At 38.8% G+C, this 16,997-nt stretch carries 13 protein-coding genes; 4 read left to right on the plus strand and 9 right to left on the minus strand.

Annotated features, from left to right (window positions below; all coding sequences use genetic code 11):
* Window positions 1-305: 305 nt before the first annotated feature.
* The 7 genes from M030_RS0108760 to M030_RS0108790 all read right to left on the minus strand — a co-directional run bounded on the left by M030_RS0108760 (window position 306) and on the right by M030_RS0108790 (window position 10,480).
* Window positions 306-3,896 carry a choice-of-anchor L domain-containing protein gene (locus M030_RS0108760; protein ID WP_027373168.1) on the minus strand — a complete coding sequence of 1,197 codons (3,591 nt, stop codon included), beginning with the start codon at window positions 3,894-3,896 and terminating at the stop codon, window positions 306-308.
* Between the two features lie 169 nt (window positions 3,897-4,065).
* On the minus strand, window positions 4,066-6,429 hold the full coding sequence (locus tag M030_RS0108765; protein ID WP_027373169.1) for a T9SS C-terminal target domain-containing protein: 2,364 nt from the start codon (window positions 6,427-6,429) through the stop codon (window positions 4,066-4,068).
* 214 nt (window positions 6,430-6,643) lie between these two features.
* The gene (locus tag M030_RS0108770; RefSeq protein ID WP_027373170.1) at window positions 6,644-7,201 is read right to left on the minus strand and encodes a DUF1003 domain-containing protein; all 558 of its coding nucleotides are present in this window, start codon (window positions 7,199-7,201) and stop codon (window positions 6,644-6,646) included.
* A gap of 11 nt (window positions 7,202-7,212) precedes the next feature.
* Window positions 7,213-7,983 (minus strand): TIGR02757 family protein, encoded by a 771-nt coding sequence (locus M030_RS0108775; protein ID WP_027373171.1) that lies wholly within the window; start codon window positions 7,981-7,983, stop codon window positions 7,213-7,215.
* 6 nt (window positions 7,984-7,989) lie between these two features.
* Window positions 7,990-8,904, minus strand: coding sequence for a ribonuclease Z (locus tag M030_RS0108780; RefSeq protein WP_027373172.1), 915 nt, complete (start codon window positions 8,902-8,904; stop codon window positions 7,990-7,992).
* Between the two features lie 127 nt (window positions 8,905-9,031).
* On the minus strand, window positions 9,032-9,619 hold the full coding sequence (rdgB, locus tag M030_RS0108785; RefSeq protein WP_410492701.1) for an RdgB/HAM1 family non-canonical purine NTP pyrophosphatase: 588 nt from the start codon (window positions 9,617-9,619) through the stop codon (window positions 9,032-9,034).
* 30 nt (window positions 9,620-9,649) lie between these two features.
* Window positions 9,650-10,480, minus strand: coding sequence for a CPBP family intramembrane glutamic endopeptidase (locus M030_RS0108790; RefSeq protein WP_027373174.1), 831 nt, complete (start codon window positions 10,478-10,480; stop codon window positions 9,650-9,652).
* A 93-nt stretch (window positions 10,481-10,573) separates the two neighbouring features.
* Here M030_RS0108790 and M030_RS0108795 point away from each other — a divergent pair, with 93 nt between their 5' ends.
* From M030_RS0108795 to M030_RS0108810, 4 genes are all read left to right on the plus strand, one after another.
* Window positions 10,574-11,293, plus strand: a complete 720-nt coding sequence (locus tag M030_RS0108795; RefSeq protein WP_027373175.1) for a hypothetical protein — start codon at window positions 10,574-10,576, stop codon at window positions 11,291-11,293.
* Window position 11,294: 1 nt separating this feature from the next.
* Window positions 11,295-11,993, plus strand: coding sequence for a hypothetical protein (locus tag M030_RS0108800; RefSeq protein ID WP_027373176.1), 699 nt, complete (start codon window positions 11,295-11,297; stop codon window positions 11,991-11,993).
* Window positions 11,994-12,105: 112 nt separating this feature from the next.
* Entirely contained in the window at window positions 12,106-13,701 is a 1,596-nt protein-coding gene (locus M030_RS0108805) for a peptide chain release factor 3 (protein WP_027373177.1), read from the plus strand.
* A 310-nt stretch (window positions 13,702-14,011) separates the two neighbouring features.
* Complete coding sequence (locus M030_RS0108810; protein ID WP_027373178.1) at window positions 14,012-14,956, plus strand: DUF4349 domain-containing protein; 945 nt, start codon at window positions 14,012-14,014, stop codon at window positions 14,954-14,956.
* Window positions 14,957-15,372: 416 nt separating this feature from the next.
* Here the strand turns inward: M030_RS0108810 and M030_RS0108820 are convergent, their stop codons facing one another.
* Both M030_RS0108820 and M030_RS0108825 read right to left on the minus strand, forming a co-directional pair.
* A complete protein-coding gene (locus M030_RS0108820) occupies window positions 15,373-15,738 on the minus strand; it encodes a hypothetical protein (RefSeq protein WP_034722339.1) in 366 nt (121 codons plus the stop codon).
* Window positions 15,739-15,763: 25 nt separating this feature from the next.
* The gene (locus M030_RS0108825; protein ID WP_027373180.1) at window positions 15,764-16,903 is read right to left on the minus strand and encodes an acyl-CoA dehydrogenase; all 1,140 of its coding nucleotides are present in this window, start codon (window positions 16,901-16,903) and stop codon (window positions 15,764-15,766) included.
* Window positions 16,904-16,997 lie beyond the last annotated feature (94 nt).

Genomic DNA, 16,997 nt, shown 5'->3' on the forward strand with positions numbered 1-16,997 from the left:
AGTATAAAAAGTATACATCAACCATGTCATATCCGGGGTATTAACATCTATAAAAGTTCCCGCTCTTCCGAACATTTCTGATCCGTATTCTCCTCCAGTTGCCCTTCGCCAGGGAATTGGTATATATAAAATCGTAACGAATAAAAGGATCAGACAAAATGATAATATTTTCTATTAACAAGTCATTATGTCAAATACATCAGCCCCTATCCAAATCATAAAAATAGAGAATGGTTTACTTTTTAAACCACAAAATCTTTCATTTCTGAAAGATTTTGTTATTGTTTTTATATTTTAATACTGATTTAGTTTCTATTTTTCAGGAGTATCCAACCTGAGCGTTCCTCCAGCCTTTTACTTGCCGGGTTTTCCCACTGTACTCTATACCAATAGGTACCGGTAGGCAAATTCGAACCTCTTAGCGATCCTCTCCAGACGGCATCATTCCTTGTAGCCTTAAAGACTTCTGCACCATATCTGTCGAAAATAGAAGCTGCAAAGTTCTTATATCCGCTGATTCCCGTAAAATCTATCGTATCATTGATGCCATCCATATTAGGGGTAATCGCATTATTGATAATTAATGTAAAGTAATCAAGTGAAGTACCGCATTTGGCATCTTTAACCCTTACCATTAAACGATAGTTGGTATTATTAAGTAGTCCGGTAAATATATTGGACGGTTGCCATGTCAGCCCTCCATCAATAGAATATTCCAGTGTTCCGTTAGTTGGATTACTTGCCGTAAGCGTAAGAACATGGTTTTCATAAACAACATTGGTAAACTGTGGTAAATCAGGGTTAATCAGCTGGGCTGAGAATACCTGAGAACATACCCCGTTACTAATCGTTACAGAATAGGTTCCGGCAGTGTTCACTGTTATCGTTTGAGTCGTAGCACCTGTACTCCAAAGGTAGGTATAATTCACTCCAGGCCCTGCATCCAATACTGCATTGTCGCCGGCACAGGCATAGACATCTTTTAGTGTAGAGACAATAGCTGGAACGACTTCAATACTGATTGTCGCAGGAGCCAGCGAACTACATCCGTTTCCTCCTAAAGCATATACCGAATAAGTAGTTGTACCTACTGGAGGGGTTACCACCTGAGTGTTTCCGTTTCCGGTAAGACCTACCCAATTATAAGTAATACCTCCGGTAGCGGTAAGTGTAACCGATTCTCCGGCACATATTTTTGTTTTAGAAGCTGCAATTCCTGCAACAGGAGGTCCTACCTGAACCGTAACTGTAGCGGGAGTAGCGGAAATACATCCGTTCGCTCCTACGGCAAAAACGGTATATACCGTCGTATTTGTCGGGGAGACAACCTGGGTATTACCATTTCCGGTAAGACCATTCCCCCAGTTGTAGGTAGCCCCTCCTGAGGCCGTTAATGTAACTGATTCACCTTCACATATACGAGGTTGCGATGACACAAGGGCAGCTACAGGAACCACCCTATCTTCCTGTACAGTCACATTTGTGGTATAGGTACAGCTTAGATTTCCGGGTTGGGAGACATTGGTAACTGTCAATGTATAGGTCCCTCCGGCACTTACCACTGGAGAAAGCGTTGTTCCTCCTGAAACAATGGTTCCTCCTGTTGTCGTCCAGTTAATGGTAGATCCCGGAGGAACTACAGACGCAGAAGCGTTTAATGTCACCTGCGGAGTGGTACAAGTCACTGTTTGTGGTGCTGCAATCGTCAATGTGGTTTCAGCAGTTCTCAACAGTTGTAAAGAAACCACATAACTACATCCTCCGTTGCTCACCAAAACAAATATGGTCTGATTTCCACCCGGTGGTGAGTATGAAGTAGGATTCGCTATAAAGTTACCATTGGCAGCGTTAGCATCTGCCTGATTTACATAATATACAAAAGTGATAGTACCTGTAGCGGTTGTTATCTGGGGCTGAGCTTCTGTCAGATCATATACCAGCCCGGGTTGATAACATTTGTGTAATATCGCGTTTTGTGCTGTAAATGGTTCTGATACTTCAATGGTAATCGTCCCGGGATTTTGAGAGACACATCCATTGGCCCCTACTGCTGTCACAGTATATGTGGTGGTAACGGTAGGTGAAACAGTCTGGGTATTTCCTGTTCCTGTAAGCCCACCTCCCCAATTATAAGTAACTCCGCCCGTAGCAGTTAATATTACAGATTCACCTTTGCATATCTTTATTTTTGTAGCAGTAAGTCCTGTATTTGGGGGTGCACTATCTCCGGTAACAGTTACATTGGCCACTGCTGTACAGGTAACATCTCCCGGTTGATATGTTTTTGTTATAGTTAAAGTATAGGTACCCGGAGCATTGATAACAGGATTGAGAGTATTCCCTCCGGAAACAATATTTCCTCCGGTTGTTGTCCAGTTAAAAGTCGCTCCTGCAGGATATACTGAAGCTGAAGCATCCAGGGTAATCTGGGAATTGGTACATGTCAGTTCGACCGGAGGTACGATAGATCCTGTCATCTGCGGAGCTTTTATTAGCTGGAGTTCTGCCACTTTAGCACAGAATCCGTTTCTCACCCTTACATATACCGTCTGACCTCCCGGACTCGGATATGCTGTAGGATTCGGAATGGTATTGGTATTCCCTGCATTGGCATCTGCCAATGTTGCATAATATGAAAACACGGCTCCAGGCGTAGTACTGATAGATCCCTGAGCTGATTGTAGATTAAAAGTAGCGTTTCCTGCTGCATAGCAAGCAGTCAAAGTAGCATTCTGCACAGTGGGGGAAGTTCCGCCTACGACAGTAACAGTGGCTTCACCAGGGCAGCTATTTCCGGGAACGTAAACTTTAACGGAATAAACACCGGGTTGTGTTGCCGTATAGCTGGCATTCACTGCTCCATTAATCGGATTGTTATTTAAAAACCATTGATAGGTAACGTTAGGAGCCTGAACAGAGGCTGTGAAAGTCTGTGGAGTATTGTCACACATGTTCACAGAAGCCGGCAGCTGTACTCCTGCCGGATCTAAAATCTTAACTCCAATATCGAATGATCCTGCTTCAAGAAATACAGCGGAATCAAAATTAGGATCCTGATAGTCAGCCAGCACCATTTTAAAATGATACGTCTGTCCCGGTACAACAGTAGCTTTTGCCGTCAACGGAATTGTACGTCCATTAAAATTGGTTTCGATCTGAGCGGTGTTGGTACCTCCGTAGTATGCTTCATTCTTTGGCCCGCAATTGGGGTAAGCCGGGTGAATATTCGTTACACTTACCGGCCCTGCCGTTCCGGGTAATATCGCAAGATTCGTATAAGTAGGATCACCTACTTTTTTTAACAGGAGTGCAAATCCATCGGTAATAGTACACGGAAAATTCTGCTGATATTCTTTAGATGCAAATAAATATCTGAATGTAATTTCTGTTGAAGCTGCCACAAAGTCAAATTCTATATAGGTAGCATCTCTCAGGTCTGTAGCCGGAATATTTAATGCGGCTGCCAGGTCATTGTCGCCTCCGGTTCCCAAAGCATCGCTCAGATCCGGGTAATTTGTATTTCCTGCTTTATAGGCATATCCTGTGGAGAGAATAATTCCTTTACTGAAAGGAAAATTTGTAGTGGCTTTATTAAAGTATCCCCAGCTCCGATTCTGGTTGGTAGGTTGTAAATTAGGAGACACTGTTACATTGCTTACATTGGAAGTAGCGCATCCTCCTCCTGAGATCAGCACGTCTTTTACCAGTTGGGTAATATTGTAGCTGGATTCAGGATAACTGAGGGCATTGACATCAATAAAGTTTCCGGCTCTCATTGAGGCAGCAGTAGGTTTTACGGCTACTGCTGTTCTTTCTCTGTTTTGGGCAAGAGCGAAGCATCCTACAAAAGCAAAAAATAACGCTAAAAATAAATTTTCCGTCCTCCTATTTAACATTTTATATTATTTTAAACAAAAATACTATTTTTTTTGATTGAAATTCAACTTAACATAATTTACATTGCTACTAACGCAAATTTATTTATCGTAGGATATCAACTTAATTTTTCTCAATATAACAAAAAAAGACTGACAAAATAGTCAGTCTTTTAATCATTACTTAAAATTATTCTATATTCTTAAGCAGAATCCATCCGGTTTTCACGGTGAGTTGTTTACTCGCCGGATCTTCAAAAGTAATCTGATACCAATATGACGAGGTCGGTAAGCGTTTACCCTGGAAAAAGCCATCCCAATAGGGTCTGATTTTTTCGGCTTTAAACACTTCTTTTCCATAGCGGTCAAAAATCTGACCTTGGAAATCTTTATAATTACTAACTCCTCTAAAATCAATGATATCATTAATATTATCTCCATTTGGGGTAATCACATTTCTCATGACAAATGTAAAATACTCAAGGAAACCTTCACAACTTGTAAATTTAACTTTCACACGAATGGAAATAACTTTATTAGGAGGTACATTTGTAAATACATTGGAACTCTGCCATGTAGAGCCATTATCTATCGAATACTCCAAAGTACCATTACTAGGATTACTTGCAGTAAGAACCATCATTCCCTTATCGTTATAATCCACTTTTATAATTTGTGGAATAACGGCTTGTATAACTTGCGCTTTAAACTCTTTAGAACATGTTCCATTGCTTATAGTAACGGAATATTCTCCGGGAGTATCCACCGTGATTGTCTGGCTTGTTTCGCCTGTACTCCACTGGTAGGTATATCCGGGGCCGGAACCGGCATCCAGAAGAATTTTATCTCCTCTACAAATATATCCTCCTTTTACATTGGAGACAATAGCAGGTATCACTTCGATTGTGATCCGAGCCGGTTGTAAAGACTTACATCCTTGTGCGCCGATCGCATACACGGTGTACGTTGTCGTCTGGGTTGGGCTTACGGTTCTGGTTGCTCCTGTACTTGATGAATCTCCCCACTGATAGGTTACCCCTCCTGAAGCAGTTAATAATACTGATTCTCCTGCGCATATTTTTAACCTCGGGGCGGTAAGCTGGGCAACAGGGGTTTCCTCTTTTCTTAATGTTAAAGTAGCTATTTTACTACAAAAAGCACCGTTGGAAACAAGTACGTATAGTATTTGCCCGTCGGTTCCGCTATAATTGGTGAGGTTGGTGATATTATTGTTATTTTGAGCTTGTGCATCTGCCTGGGTGGCATAGAACTTAAATACGGCACCGGCAGTGGTACTGATAAGGGGTTTTGCATCTTCCAAGTTAAAAGTAGTAAGAGCCGGAGTTGAGCAAAGCTTAAGTACAGCATCATGTACGGTAGGGCTTGTTCCTCCCACAATGGTAATGGAAGCTTCTCCCGGGCAGTTGTTCCCTGGTATCATTACCTTTACCGTATACACTCCCGGTGCAGCGGCAGTATATGTAGCATTGGTTGCTCCCGGAATCAGAACGCCATCTTTATACCACTGGAAAGTCATACCAGGAATTGCAGCTACCTGAGCCTTTAATACTTTCGGGGTATTGTCGCACATATTAATTGTTCCCGGCAAACTTGCTCCTGCTTCATCTACAATTTTGATCCCGATATCGAAGGAACCTCCTTCCAGGAAAACTGCCGAGTCGTGTCCGGTATCAATGGCGTCTGCCAAAACCATTTTAAAGTGATAAGTCTGACCCGGAATAACATCAGCAACGGCTGTTAACGGAATTGTTCTTCCGTAATAATTAACTTGAAGGTGAGGGCTGTTCATTCCTGCAAAATAAGCATCATTCACCGGTCCGCAATTGAACACATTTCCTCCGGGAATAATATTGGTAACGCTTACCGGCCCTGCTGTTCCCGGTAAAATAGCTAAGTTCGTGTAGGTAGGATCTCCTGCTTTCTTTAATAGCAGGGCAAAAGCATCAGAAAATCCTGTACAAGGATAGTCATTCGTCGGCTCATATTCTTCGGAAGCGAATATATAATTAAACTTCACCTGGGTTGAGTTGGGAACGAAGTCAAATTCAAGAGCTACGGCATCATTCAATGTGGAGGTATTACCTGTAGCTGCCACAAGATCAGGATCGCTTCCCGTCCCTACACTCTTACTGAGCATATTGATAAAGGAATTCCCTGCTTCTTTTGCTTGTCCTGTTGTTAATACGATTCCATCCGTAAAAGGAAAATTTGTGGTGCCTTTATGGAAGTATCCCCAAAATCTATTGGCATTATCCACTGCATGATTAGGACTTACCGTAACATTGGTAACGCTCGCTGTTGTACAGGTGGTTCCTCCATTGATTAAAACATCGGTAACGAGCTGTGCGGGAGAGTATCCTGAAGGAGGATATGACGCCACATTTACATCAATAAATGCTCCTGCCCGTAAGCTTTCAGCAGAAGGTTTTATTTTCGACACTTTTCTGTTGGGTGCAGTCTGCGAAAGTACAGAAACTGAAGTCAATAAAAATATGAAAAGAAAAAAGTAGCTTTTTAATCTATATTTTAACATTTTGTTTTCATTTGTCCAAATGTAACAAAATTATTCGTAACATTTCAATGTATAACCTGCTTTATCTCTATTCCAACACAATTATCAGCAATAAATCTTTTTTATTTTTACAATTTTCGCAAATGACCAGATAAAATCCCCCAAATAAAAAACAGATCCCAATAAAAAGATCTGTTTTTCATGTTTCATTACAATAATTTATCTCCGGTATATTCTAGTCTTCATTTTTTTTCAACTGTTCAATTTCGTTCTGGAGCTTGTTGATGATATCTTTTAAAGATTTTATTTCGTTTTTATTCGAGCTTACATTACTTTTCAGGATGACATTTTTTGCTCTTTCATTATGATGTTCTTCGTCCTCATCTTCGTTGATCTCTTCAATATCTTCCTGGATATCTTCAATGTCTTCGTTGATCTCCTCAATATCTTCGCTGATTTCTTCAATGTCTTCACTGATCTCTTCGATATCTTCCTGAATATCTTCAATATCTTCACTGATCTCTTCAATATCTTCCTGGATATCTTCAATTTTTTCGTGACTTTTATTTACAGACATCTGGATAAAGATGGCCAGGTATATTGCTTCCAGGGAAAGTACAGTGGTTAAAATCAGTAACATTTTATCAAATGAAACCAGATTCACCATCGGAAGCAGAAACGAAGTCATAAAAAGCAGCGTATGTACAATCAGCGATTGAATGGAGCCTATCCAAGAGGTAATACTATCTGCTATTTTTTCAAGAATTTCTGTTTTCTCGTTATATTTTTTCATCCTATGTTTTTTTACAATAATTCCTTAGTTACTCCCAATCCAAACAGGGCAAAATCATATTTTGCAGGATCCTTCTCATCAAACTTCCGGATTGCTACATCCAGTTCTTCTACAGTCTTCCAGTCATTCTGCGTTCTTGAAACCAAGCCTAACTTTCTGGAAATATTCCCTGTATGTACATCCAAAGGAATCGAAAGGTATTTTTGGTCTATATTTTCCCAGATTCCGAAATCCACTCCGCGTTTATCTTTTCGAACCATCCATCTCAGAAACATAATAATTCTTTTGGCGGAGGAATTTTTATATGGCGAGCTAATATGTTTATGGCTTCTGTGTTTTTCAACTTCCAGAAAATTACTTCTGAACCTTTCAATAGCATGGTAAAAATTGTCTTCCGGATCTTTTACTTTAAATAAATTTTCCAGGCTTTCATTTTCATTATAAATCCTGTGAAACTGTTTAATGAAATAAGAAAAATCCTGCCCATTAAATGTTCTGTGAATACTTTGATCTTCAAGACTTTTCAAATCTTTTTCAGAATAATTCAGTACGAAATCATAGGGTGAGTTTCCCATGATATCCAGCATTTTATCTGCAGATTTAATAATCGACTTTCTATTTCCCCAGGAAATGGTTGCAGCCAGAAATCCGGCTATTTCAATATCCTGTTTTAATGAAAAACGGTGCGGAATCTGTATGGGATCATTTTCAACAAAATCCGGAGCGTTATATTGATCTGCTTTTTCATCAAGAAAACTTCTCAGTTCTTCAAATTTCAGCATATTGAGTTAAATTTTTACACTTTCCAAAGCTTTCGGTAAGAATGAGTTTGGAAAGACAGTTCTGGCTTCATCGGTAAATACTGTCAGATCAGCATATCTATTGGAAAAATGTCCTAAAATTAATTTCCCGACCTGAGCTTTCTGTGCAATAGTGGCAGCCTCCAAAGCTGTGGTATGTCCTGTATAATCTGCCATTTCTTTCAGGTCATGCAGAAAAGTGGATTCGTGATATAATACGGTCACATTTTTTATAATCGGCAGTACACTTTCCAGATAACGGGTATCACTGCAGAAAGCATAAGATACCGACGGGGCCGGATCTACAGTCAGTATTTCATTTTTAAGGACATAACCGTCGCTTAAAACAAAATCTTTTCCTGCTTTTATATTGTGGTAGTCACAAGTTTCAATTTCGCTGTACTTGGCAATTTCCTTCATATTAAGATGCCTGTCTTTAGGCTTTTCCTTAAACAGATACCCATTGCAATAGATTCTGTGATCTAAAGGAATGGTGTACACCTCTACCCTGTTGTCTTCATAGATTTTTTCGGAATAGTCTTTATCCAGCTCATGATACACCACTTCAAAACCGCGGTGTGTTTCTGTAATCTGGAAAATAGTTTCCATCATCTTTTTTATTCCTTTGGGACCGTAAACATGCAAAGGGTTTTCTCTTCCCAGCAGACGGAAAGAAGCAATAAGCCCCGGAAGGCCAAAACAGTGATCCCCATGAAGATGGGAAATAAAGATATGATTGATTTTTGAAAATCTTGCTTTTGCTTTTCGCAGCTGAACCTGTGTTCCTTCTCCGCAATCGATCAGGAAATGCCTTTCTTCCATCTCAAGCAGTTGTGCTGTGGGGGAAGAATTGATCGTCGGAATTGCCGAATTAAAGCCTAATATCGTTAAATAAGTACTCAAATCAATAGTTTAGGATAACAAATGTACAATAAATTTTATCAGAAAGAAGACTAATCTCCCCCGTCATATCAGAGTTTTACCTGTTGCAGAAGGGGAATGATCAGCTTGTTGAATGGTATTTAATTTTTCAATCTGTTACTTTCAGAAAATCCATAAATAAATCTAATGCCTGCTTGCGGTGGCTGATTTTGTTTTTATCTTCAGGATCCATTTCTGCAAAAGTTCTGTCGTATCCTTCCGGAACGAAAATAGGATCATATCCGAAGCCCTTCAATCCTTTGTTTTCGGTAAGTAAATTTCCATGAACCCTGCCTTCAAAGTATTGAGCTCCATTTTCGTCATAATAACATAAAACGGTAACAAAATATGCTTTTCTGTTTTCTATGCCCTGCATTTCCTCCAAAACTTTCTCAATGTTTTTAGCAAAATCATGATCTCCGGCATATCGTGCTGAGAATATTCCCGGTCTTCCGTCCAGAGACTCTACCACCAAACCACTATCATCCCCTAAACTTGGAATTCCTGTCCTTTCAAAACAGTATTTTGCTTTAATTAAAGCATTGGCATGAAAAGAATCTCCGTCTTCTACGATTTCCTCATGAATATCATAATCTGTAAGGCTTTTTACGATACAATCACCGCCTAGAATCTGCTGAATTTCCTCTTTTTTATGCTCGTTGTGTGTAGCTACCAATAATTCCATATCTATACTCATTTTCAATTTTATTTTTTAGCTGTAAATGGTCTACAGTTCAGCGTAATGTACTTTGTATTTTTTCATAAAAAGATAATAGAACAATGAAAAAATCACAAGTCCTACGAGTAATATAAGCCATTCTGAAACATTAAAAACTTTTGCAAAACTTTCTTCTTTACCGTAAAGAACCAGTACTGAGAGCACCAGATTGTTAAATCCGTGCAATAGCATCGGCATTAATAAAGATTTTGTTTTATAATATACCAGTCCGAGAACACATCCCAACATTACAGCGCTGATAAACTGCCATGGGTTTCCGTGCACGACTCCAAAAATTATGGAAGCGTACAGAATAGCTTTCCACGGCTCTACCCCTTTATTAATCAATCCTTTCTGAATAATTCCCCTGAAAATTATTTCTTCAAAAACGGGGGCCAGCAACGCGGTCATTACAATCATGACCACAGGATCATCCGTCAGCTGATTCATAAGCCGCATGAAATATTCATAAAGTTCTCCGAAAAAAGATCCCGTTGTCGGAATAAGAGAGGTTACAAATTCTGAGATGAGCATCATCCCGGCCATCATCGGAAAGATTAAAAGATAGGTATAAAAATTAACTGACGACAGGTTAAAATTCAGTTTTTTCCCTGTGGTGCGTCTCACCATAAAATAGTCAAAAAAAGCAATAGCCGATAAAAAGCCTGCTGAATTAGCCAACATAAAAAACCATTCTTTAAGCTCAAGGTTTTCTCTGAAAGCAACTTTCCAAAAAAGGCTGAACAGCGAAACAGCCATTGTTCCTACAAACAATCCCACCACCAAAGTAACAGCGCCCCACCATGTGAAAGTAAATTTCGGATATTTGCTATTTTCCATGCTTTTTTCTGTAAAAATTTAACGAAAACAAAGATAATTTTTTTGATTGCTACAGGCAACTAAAAAAGAAAATACTTAATTTAGCCCGATACCATGAACATTACAAAAATAAATACAGAAGTCATTTTTCCGGGGGTTGAGTCTAAAATTAGCAAGTTCGGTACATTTATGCTACAGATAACGTTCTGGGGAATCCTGGTTTTATTTTTCTGTCTTTTTGTTGTCGGCCCTGCTTATGGAATTTATAAAAGAGGATTTCAAACGATGCTCTCTACAGCTCTGATATGCTGGGCCATTTCACTTTTCATTCTTATTCCTGTCACACGACAATACATCATCAAAAGAAAAAGTATTGCCCGAAGGATTGTTGTAGACAGTACAGGAATTTTATTTTATAACTCAAAAAATGAAATCACAAAAAAAATATTGTATACAGCACTACGGCCTTCGAAGCAAAATTTTGATGTCTACACCATATCACCAATAGGATCCGGAATCGCGCCGTTATTGGAAATCACTGTACAGCCGGAGAAAAAAAATGAATCTACCCAACGAATCGATATGAATCTTCCGTTTCGCATCGTAAAAAATAAACCCAGTTTATATGCCCATTTCATGCACGGAATCTCCGTCTTCCGCCCTGATTTAAGGATAGATCCGTCAGCCCTTAAAAGCTTTTCCGTTAATTCAGATACCTGGAAGGTTGATCACAAAGGGGTTTCATTGGCCGGCTGGTTACTTATTCTGATGGTACTTCTCATTACCTTTGTCATTATCGGGTTTGTCATTTTATTAGCTGAAACAAAAAAATGATATGACAGAAAAATTCCAATCCGTTACGTCTAAAATTAATCAGCCGGTTACTTACTTTCTGACCGGAATCCTATGGCTGGTTATCACTATTATTCTTATTGTAGTAGGAGTTATTGCCGAAGATATGTATAGCAGCTTCAGAAGATATTTACAAGAGGATCAGGGTACTTTTTTCATTCTTATTCTGGCCCAATTCCTGCTGATGTTCTGTTTTGCAGCCCTGATGATCGCTTTAACCTATCGAAAGGAAGAAAAAGTACAAAAGGCTGTCATTAATGAGAGTGGTGTCACTTTTTACAACAGCCGGGATAATATTATCAATACCATTTTATACCGTGAACTTCAACAGTCTGGAAATTCGAAAGCAGACTTATTTATGTATACTACAACAGGAAGGTATTCGAAAACGTATCTGAAAATCTATCTTAAAAATACAACCGGGGAAATTGTACTAACAAGTATAGATTTCAACTTTGAATATGTTATTCTGAGTAATCAGTTTGAAATGTACCGTCAGTTTCTGAGAGGAGTCCAGTGCTTTCGTCCGGATCTGACTATAAGCCGGCAAACTATTGAAGAATACAGCCTCACACCAGACTTTCCACCGGTAAAAAACTTTGAAGCATTTGAGTATATCATAGCCGGATTCTTCACGCTTGCCATCCTTGGATTAATTTATGTTGTTTCGTTGTTTATTTAAAGTGCTATTTAAAGACAATCACCCATTTCGATTGGTCTCCGATCCATATTGTATGAATTTAAATTTGAAAACCTCATAAAAAATCACGATTTTTGCAACTTCAAAATACGATATGTCAGACTTAATCAAAGAAATACAAAAAAGAAAAACCTTTGGGATCATTTCCCACCCGGATGCCGGAAAAACCACTCTTACAGAAAAGTTACTTCTTTTCGGGGGTGCAATCCAGGAAGCGGGTGCGGTAAAATCCAACAAAATAAAAAAAGGAGCTACCTCCGACTTTATGGAAATCGAAAGACAGAGAGGAATCTCGGTAGCGACTTCCGTATTGGCTTTTGAATACAGAGACCATAAAATCAACATTCTGGATACTCCGGGTCACAAGGACTTTGCTGAAGATACTTACAGAACATTAACTGCTGTAGATTCTGTAATCGTTGTTATTGATGTTGCCAAAGGGGTTGAGGAGCAGACTGAAAAACTGGTTCAGGTTTGTAGAATGAGAAACATTCCGATGCTGGTTTTCATCAATAAACTTGACCGTGAAGGAAAAGATGCGTTTGATTTGCTTGATGAAGTAGAACAGAAATTAGGATTAACGGTTTGCCCGCTTTCTTTACCTATTGGTATGGGAAGTGACTTCCAGGGAATTTATAATATCTGGGAAAACAATATCCAGTTATTCCTGGAAGAGAAAAAACAGAAAGTTGGAGATTCTATTAAGTTTGATGATATTAATGATACTTCAATAGATGATGTAATTGGCGAAAAAGCAGCAATTACTTTAAGAGAGGAGCTTGATCTGATCCAGTCTGTTTACCCGGAATTTAATCGTGAAGATTATATGAAAGGGGATTTACAACCTGTGTTCTTCGGTTCTGCTTTGAACAATTTCGGGGTTCGTGAATTATTGGATGCTTTCATCGACATTGCTCCGATGCCACAGCCTAAAGAAAGCGATACCCGTTTGGTGAAGCCTGAAGAAAGTACTTTTACAGGATTTGTATTTAAGATCCACGCCAATATGGATCCTAAGCACAGAGACCGATTGGCTTTCGTAAAAATTGTTTCGGGAACATTCAGGAGAAATGAAAATTATCTATTGGTAAGAGAAGGCAAAAAGATGAAGTTCTCATCTCCAAACGCTTTCTTTGCTGATAAAAAAGAGGTTGTAGAGGAAAGTTTTCCCGGTGATATTGTAGGTTTACACGACACAGGAAGTTTCAGAATTGGTGATACTCTAACGGGTGGCGAAAAACTAAGTTTCAAAGGAATTCCAAGCTTCTCTCCGGAGCATTTCCGTTATATCAACAACAACGATCCGCTTAAGGCTAAACAATTGGCTAAAGGTATTGATCAGCTTATGGATGAAGGAGTTGCCCAGTTATTTACCTTGGAAATGAACGGAAGAAAGATCATCGGTACCGTAGGAGCTCTTCAGTATGAGGTTATCCAGTACCGTCTGGAGCATGAATATGGTGCGAAATGTACCTATGAACCACTTTCAATGCATAAAGCATGCTGGGTGGAAGCTGATGAAAAATCGGAAGAGTTCAAAGAATTTGCAAGATTAAAGCAAAGATTCCTTGCCAGAGATAAATACAACCAGCTTGTATTTTTGGCAGACTCGTCATTTACGATTCATATGACGCAGGAGAAATTCCCAAATGTGAAGCTTCACTTTATCAGTGAATTCAGGGATAACTAATTAAAAGCGAAATTGCTTAAAGATATAGGTCCGCAGAAGTTTTTCTGCGGACTTTTTTATGACCACCCCGTCAAAAATTCTCTGAATTTTTGACGGGGTGGTCATAACGTCTTCGATTGGACCTTATAGCAAGTAGAATTTGAGCGTTTAAAATCCTGAGTTCAGTATAAGCATAGTTTGTAAATCTCTTGTAAAACAAATACAAAATACTGAAAATATAACAGTTACAATTTTACGACCAGAATACATTCTATTTACAAATGCTTCAAAGTCTTCATGACTAATTTTACTTCATCAAAAAAATAATGTTATGAAAAAGTTCATATTACTTGTTACAATATCCGGTGCTTTTATTGCGTGCAGCCAGAAAGGCGGAGTGTCTAAAGCGGAAGAAGCTGCCAATAGCATAGACAGTACAGCTTCAGTTGCATCAGATGCTATTGATAATGTCAGCAAAACAGCCAACCGGGCACTTGATTCTGCAGGTATCAGAATAAAAGATATTGAAGGAGCTAAAAACGATATTCAGGAGAAAATAGAAAGCACCTCCAAAATGGTAGATTCATTATCGGACAAAATTGCTTCTACAAAACTTGAATCAAAGGTTGAGAAAAAGGATTCCACAGTTAAGAAATCTGAAAAGGTTGCTACAAACGTTCCAGCTCCTAAAGTTATTAAGGAAACCAAAATCATTTACAAAGAGGCACAGCCTAAGAACGACAGCTATGAACTGAATATGTCAAAAGATAAGATGGTAAAAACAGGATATCTTGTGGTAAGAGCAGATAACGCTGAAACGGTAAAAGAAATCATCAGAGAAGAAGCCATCAGGAATAACGGGTATGTTAAAAGTGAAAACCAGTCTTATGCTGAATCTGCTAATCAGCGTGATGAGAACCAAAAGGTCTATAATCTGAATATCAAGGTTCCAATTCAGTATTTTGACGGTTTAATGGAAGCTTTAAGCAGCAATATAGAAGATATTGACACCAAAGATATCCAGGTTACAGGGCATAATTATACAGATAATACGATCTGCAGTATCAATGTCAATATTACAGATAAAACTGAAGTGGAAAAGGAACCTAAAACTTTTGGCGGAAAATCATTAGCCGCTATTGAATCGGGCTGGGATGTGATTACTTCCATCTTTCTTTTTCTTCTTCCCTTGTGGCCTGTGTTTTTGATTGGCGGTATTGGATATTATTTTTACAAAAAGAAACAAAACAGCATTCCTGATAAAGATTCCCATTAGAGTTTCAGGATCCATCCTTAAGGGTGGATTTTTTTTGTTTTGGTTGTATCTTAGTAATTAGGTTTTGGCTAAAGCCAATGGAACGGGGTTTATTTATTTGGGCATGCTAAAGCCCGCCGCTATTGATATTGACATTGATATTGACATTGATATTGATATTGATATTGATATTGATATTGATATTGATATTGATACAAATGGAAACTACTGATCTTATAATACCTGACTTGGATCCTTACAGGATGAAAAAAGTGGTTATGACACAACGGTTATGATACAAAAAACCTATCCATTGATACTTAACAGCACTATCATTCGTCATTCATCATTCATCATTCATCATTCATCATTCATCATTCATCATTTATTACTTATTACTCATAAAAAAGGCCTCCAATGGTATTGGAAGCCTTTCTTTATTTCATATTCACAACTTTATCTACGACAAACTTTGTGTTTCCTCTCCACGGTAGAGCGCCATTGTATTCTTTGTAATGAAGGTCAAAGGTTTTACCGCTGTTGGTTTCCAGTTGTTTGAAAACTTCCGGGTCATCTACAGAAAACTCAAACTCATAGCTTGTAATACCTCCTGTTCTGCCTTTTCCAAAGCCTTCCTGAATCAGTTTGCCTTCATAGGTTTTGAAAATATACCCTTTTTTCATGGCATAGTTCAGATATCCAGACTTTACTCCTTCTCCGAATACGAAGAAATATTTATACCATACGAATACTCCTAACAATAGCAGTACGACCCCAAGGGTGATCCACAAAGATTTTTTCATAAGTAATGTGTGTTTTATTCAATTGTTATTTTGCGATGCTTCTGGAGATCACGATTTTCTGGATTTCGGAAGTTCCTTCGTAGATCTGAGTGATTTTAGCATCTCTCATTAATCTTTCTACGTGGTATTCTTTCACATATCCGTATCCGCCGTGAATCTGTACCGCCTCAATAGTAGTATCCATTGCTACCTGAGAAGCATATAATTTTGCCATTGCTCCACTTTCAGAGATATCTTTTCCTGCATCTTTTTCGCATGCTGCCTTGAAGCACAACATTCTTGCTGCAGTAATCTGAGTCGCCATATCAGCTAATTTGAAAGCAATTGCCTGGTGGTTGATAATTTCAGTTTTGAACGCTTTTCTTGTTTTAGCATATTTCAATGCCAATTCGTAAGCTCCTGAAGCAATACCTAAGGCCTGAGAAGCAATACCGATTCTACCACCGTTCAATACAGCCATTGCAAAATTGAAACCAAACCCGTCTTCACCGATTCTGTTTTCTTTCGGAACTTTTACATTATTGAAAATCAAAGAGTGTGTATCACTTCCTCTGATTCCCAGTTTATCTTCTTTTGGCCCGATTTCAAAACCTTCCCATCCTCTTTCTACGATAAAAGCGTTGATCCCTTTATGTTTTTTCTCAGGATCTGTCTGAGCGATCACAATGTAGTAAGAAGCTGTTCCACCGTTGGTAATCCAGTTTTTGATCCCGTTTAAAAGGTAGTAATCACCCTTGTCTTCAGCTGTTGTTTTCTGTGATGTTGCATCAGAACCGGCTTCCGGCTCAGATAAAGCAAATGCACCGATCACTTTTCCGCTTGCCAATGGTGTAAGATATTTTATTTTTTGTTCTTCGGAAGCAAATTTCTCAAGACCGGCACAAACCAGTGAGTTGTTTACAGACATTACAACAGCTGCAGAAGCATCTATTTTTGCAATCTCCTCCATTGCCAGCACGTAAGAAACGCTGTCCATACCCGCTCCTCCGTATTTTGGGTCAACCATCATTCCCAGAAGGCCCATTTCTCCCATTTTTTTCACCTGTTCTGCAGGGAATTTCTGGTCGCGGTCTCTTTCGATAACTTCCGGTAATAGTTCGGTTTGTGCAAAATCTCTTGCTGCCTGCTGAATCATCAGCTGTTCTTCTGATAAATTAAAGTCCATAAAAAAAATAATTAGATAGCCGTAAATTTACACTTTTTAGACAAATATGAAAAATAAATTAAAATTGGGAAAACAGCTGAGATAAAGGAGGCCG

It is taken from the genome of Chryseobacterium sp. UNC8MFCol, from assembly GCF_000482305.1.
GTDB classification, from domain to species: domain Bacteria; phylum Bacteroidota; class Bacteroidia; order Flavobacteriales; family Weeksellaceae; genus Chryseobacterium; species Chryseobacterium indologenes.

Coding starts and splice junctions, on each gene's coding strand:
- M030_RS0108760 (WP_027373168.1), bottom strand. CDS start 3,896: ATGTTAAATAGGAGGACGGAAAATTTATTTTTAGCGTTATTTTTTGCT.
- M030_RS0108765 (WP_027373169.1), bottom strand. CDS start 6,429: ATGTTAAAATATAGATTAAAAAGCTACTTTTTTCTTTTCATATTTTTA.
- M030_RS0108770 (WP_027373170.1), bottom strand. CDS start 7,201: ATGAAAAAATATAACGAGAAAACAGAAATTCTTGAAAAAATAGCAGAT.
- M030_RS0108775 (WP_027373171.1), bottom strand. CDS start 7,983: ATGCTGAAATTTGAAGAACTGAGAAGTTTTCTTGATGAAAAAGCAGAT.
- rdgB (WP_410492701.1), bottom strand. CDS start 9,619: ATGAGTATAGATATGGAATTATTGGTAGCTACACACAACGAGCATAAA.
- M030_RS0108790 (WP_027373174.1), bottom strand. CDS start 10,480: ATGGAAAATAGCAAATATCCGAAATTTACTTTCACATGGTGGGGCGCT.
- M030_RS0108795 (WP_027373175.1), top strand. CDS start 10,574: ATGAACATTACAAAAATAAATACAGAAGTCATTTTTCCGGGGGTTGAG.
- M030_RS0108800 (WP_027373176.1), top strand. CDS start 11,295: ATGACAGAAAAATTCCAATCCGTTACGTCTAAAATTAATCAGCCGGTT.
- M030_RS0108805 (WP_027373177.1), top strand. CDS start 12,106: ATGTCAGACTTAATCAAAGAAATACAAAAAAGAAAAACCTTTGGGATC.
- M030_RS0108810 (WP_027373178.1), top strand. CDS start 14,012: ATGAAAAAGTTCATATTACTTGTTACAATATCCGGTGCTTTTATTGCG.
- M030_RS0108820 (WP_034722339.1), bottom strand. CDS start 15,738: ATGAAAAAATCTTTGTGGATCACCCTTGGGGTCGTACTGCTATTGTTA.
- M030_RS0108825 (WP_027373180.1), bottom strand. CDS start 16,903: ATGGACTTTAATTTATCAGAAGAACAGCTGATGATTCAGCAGGCAGCA.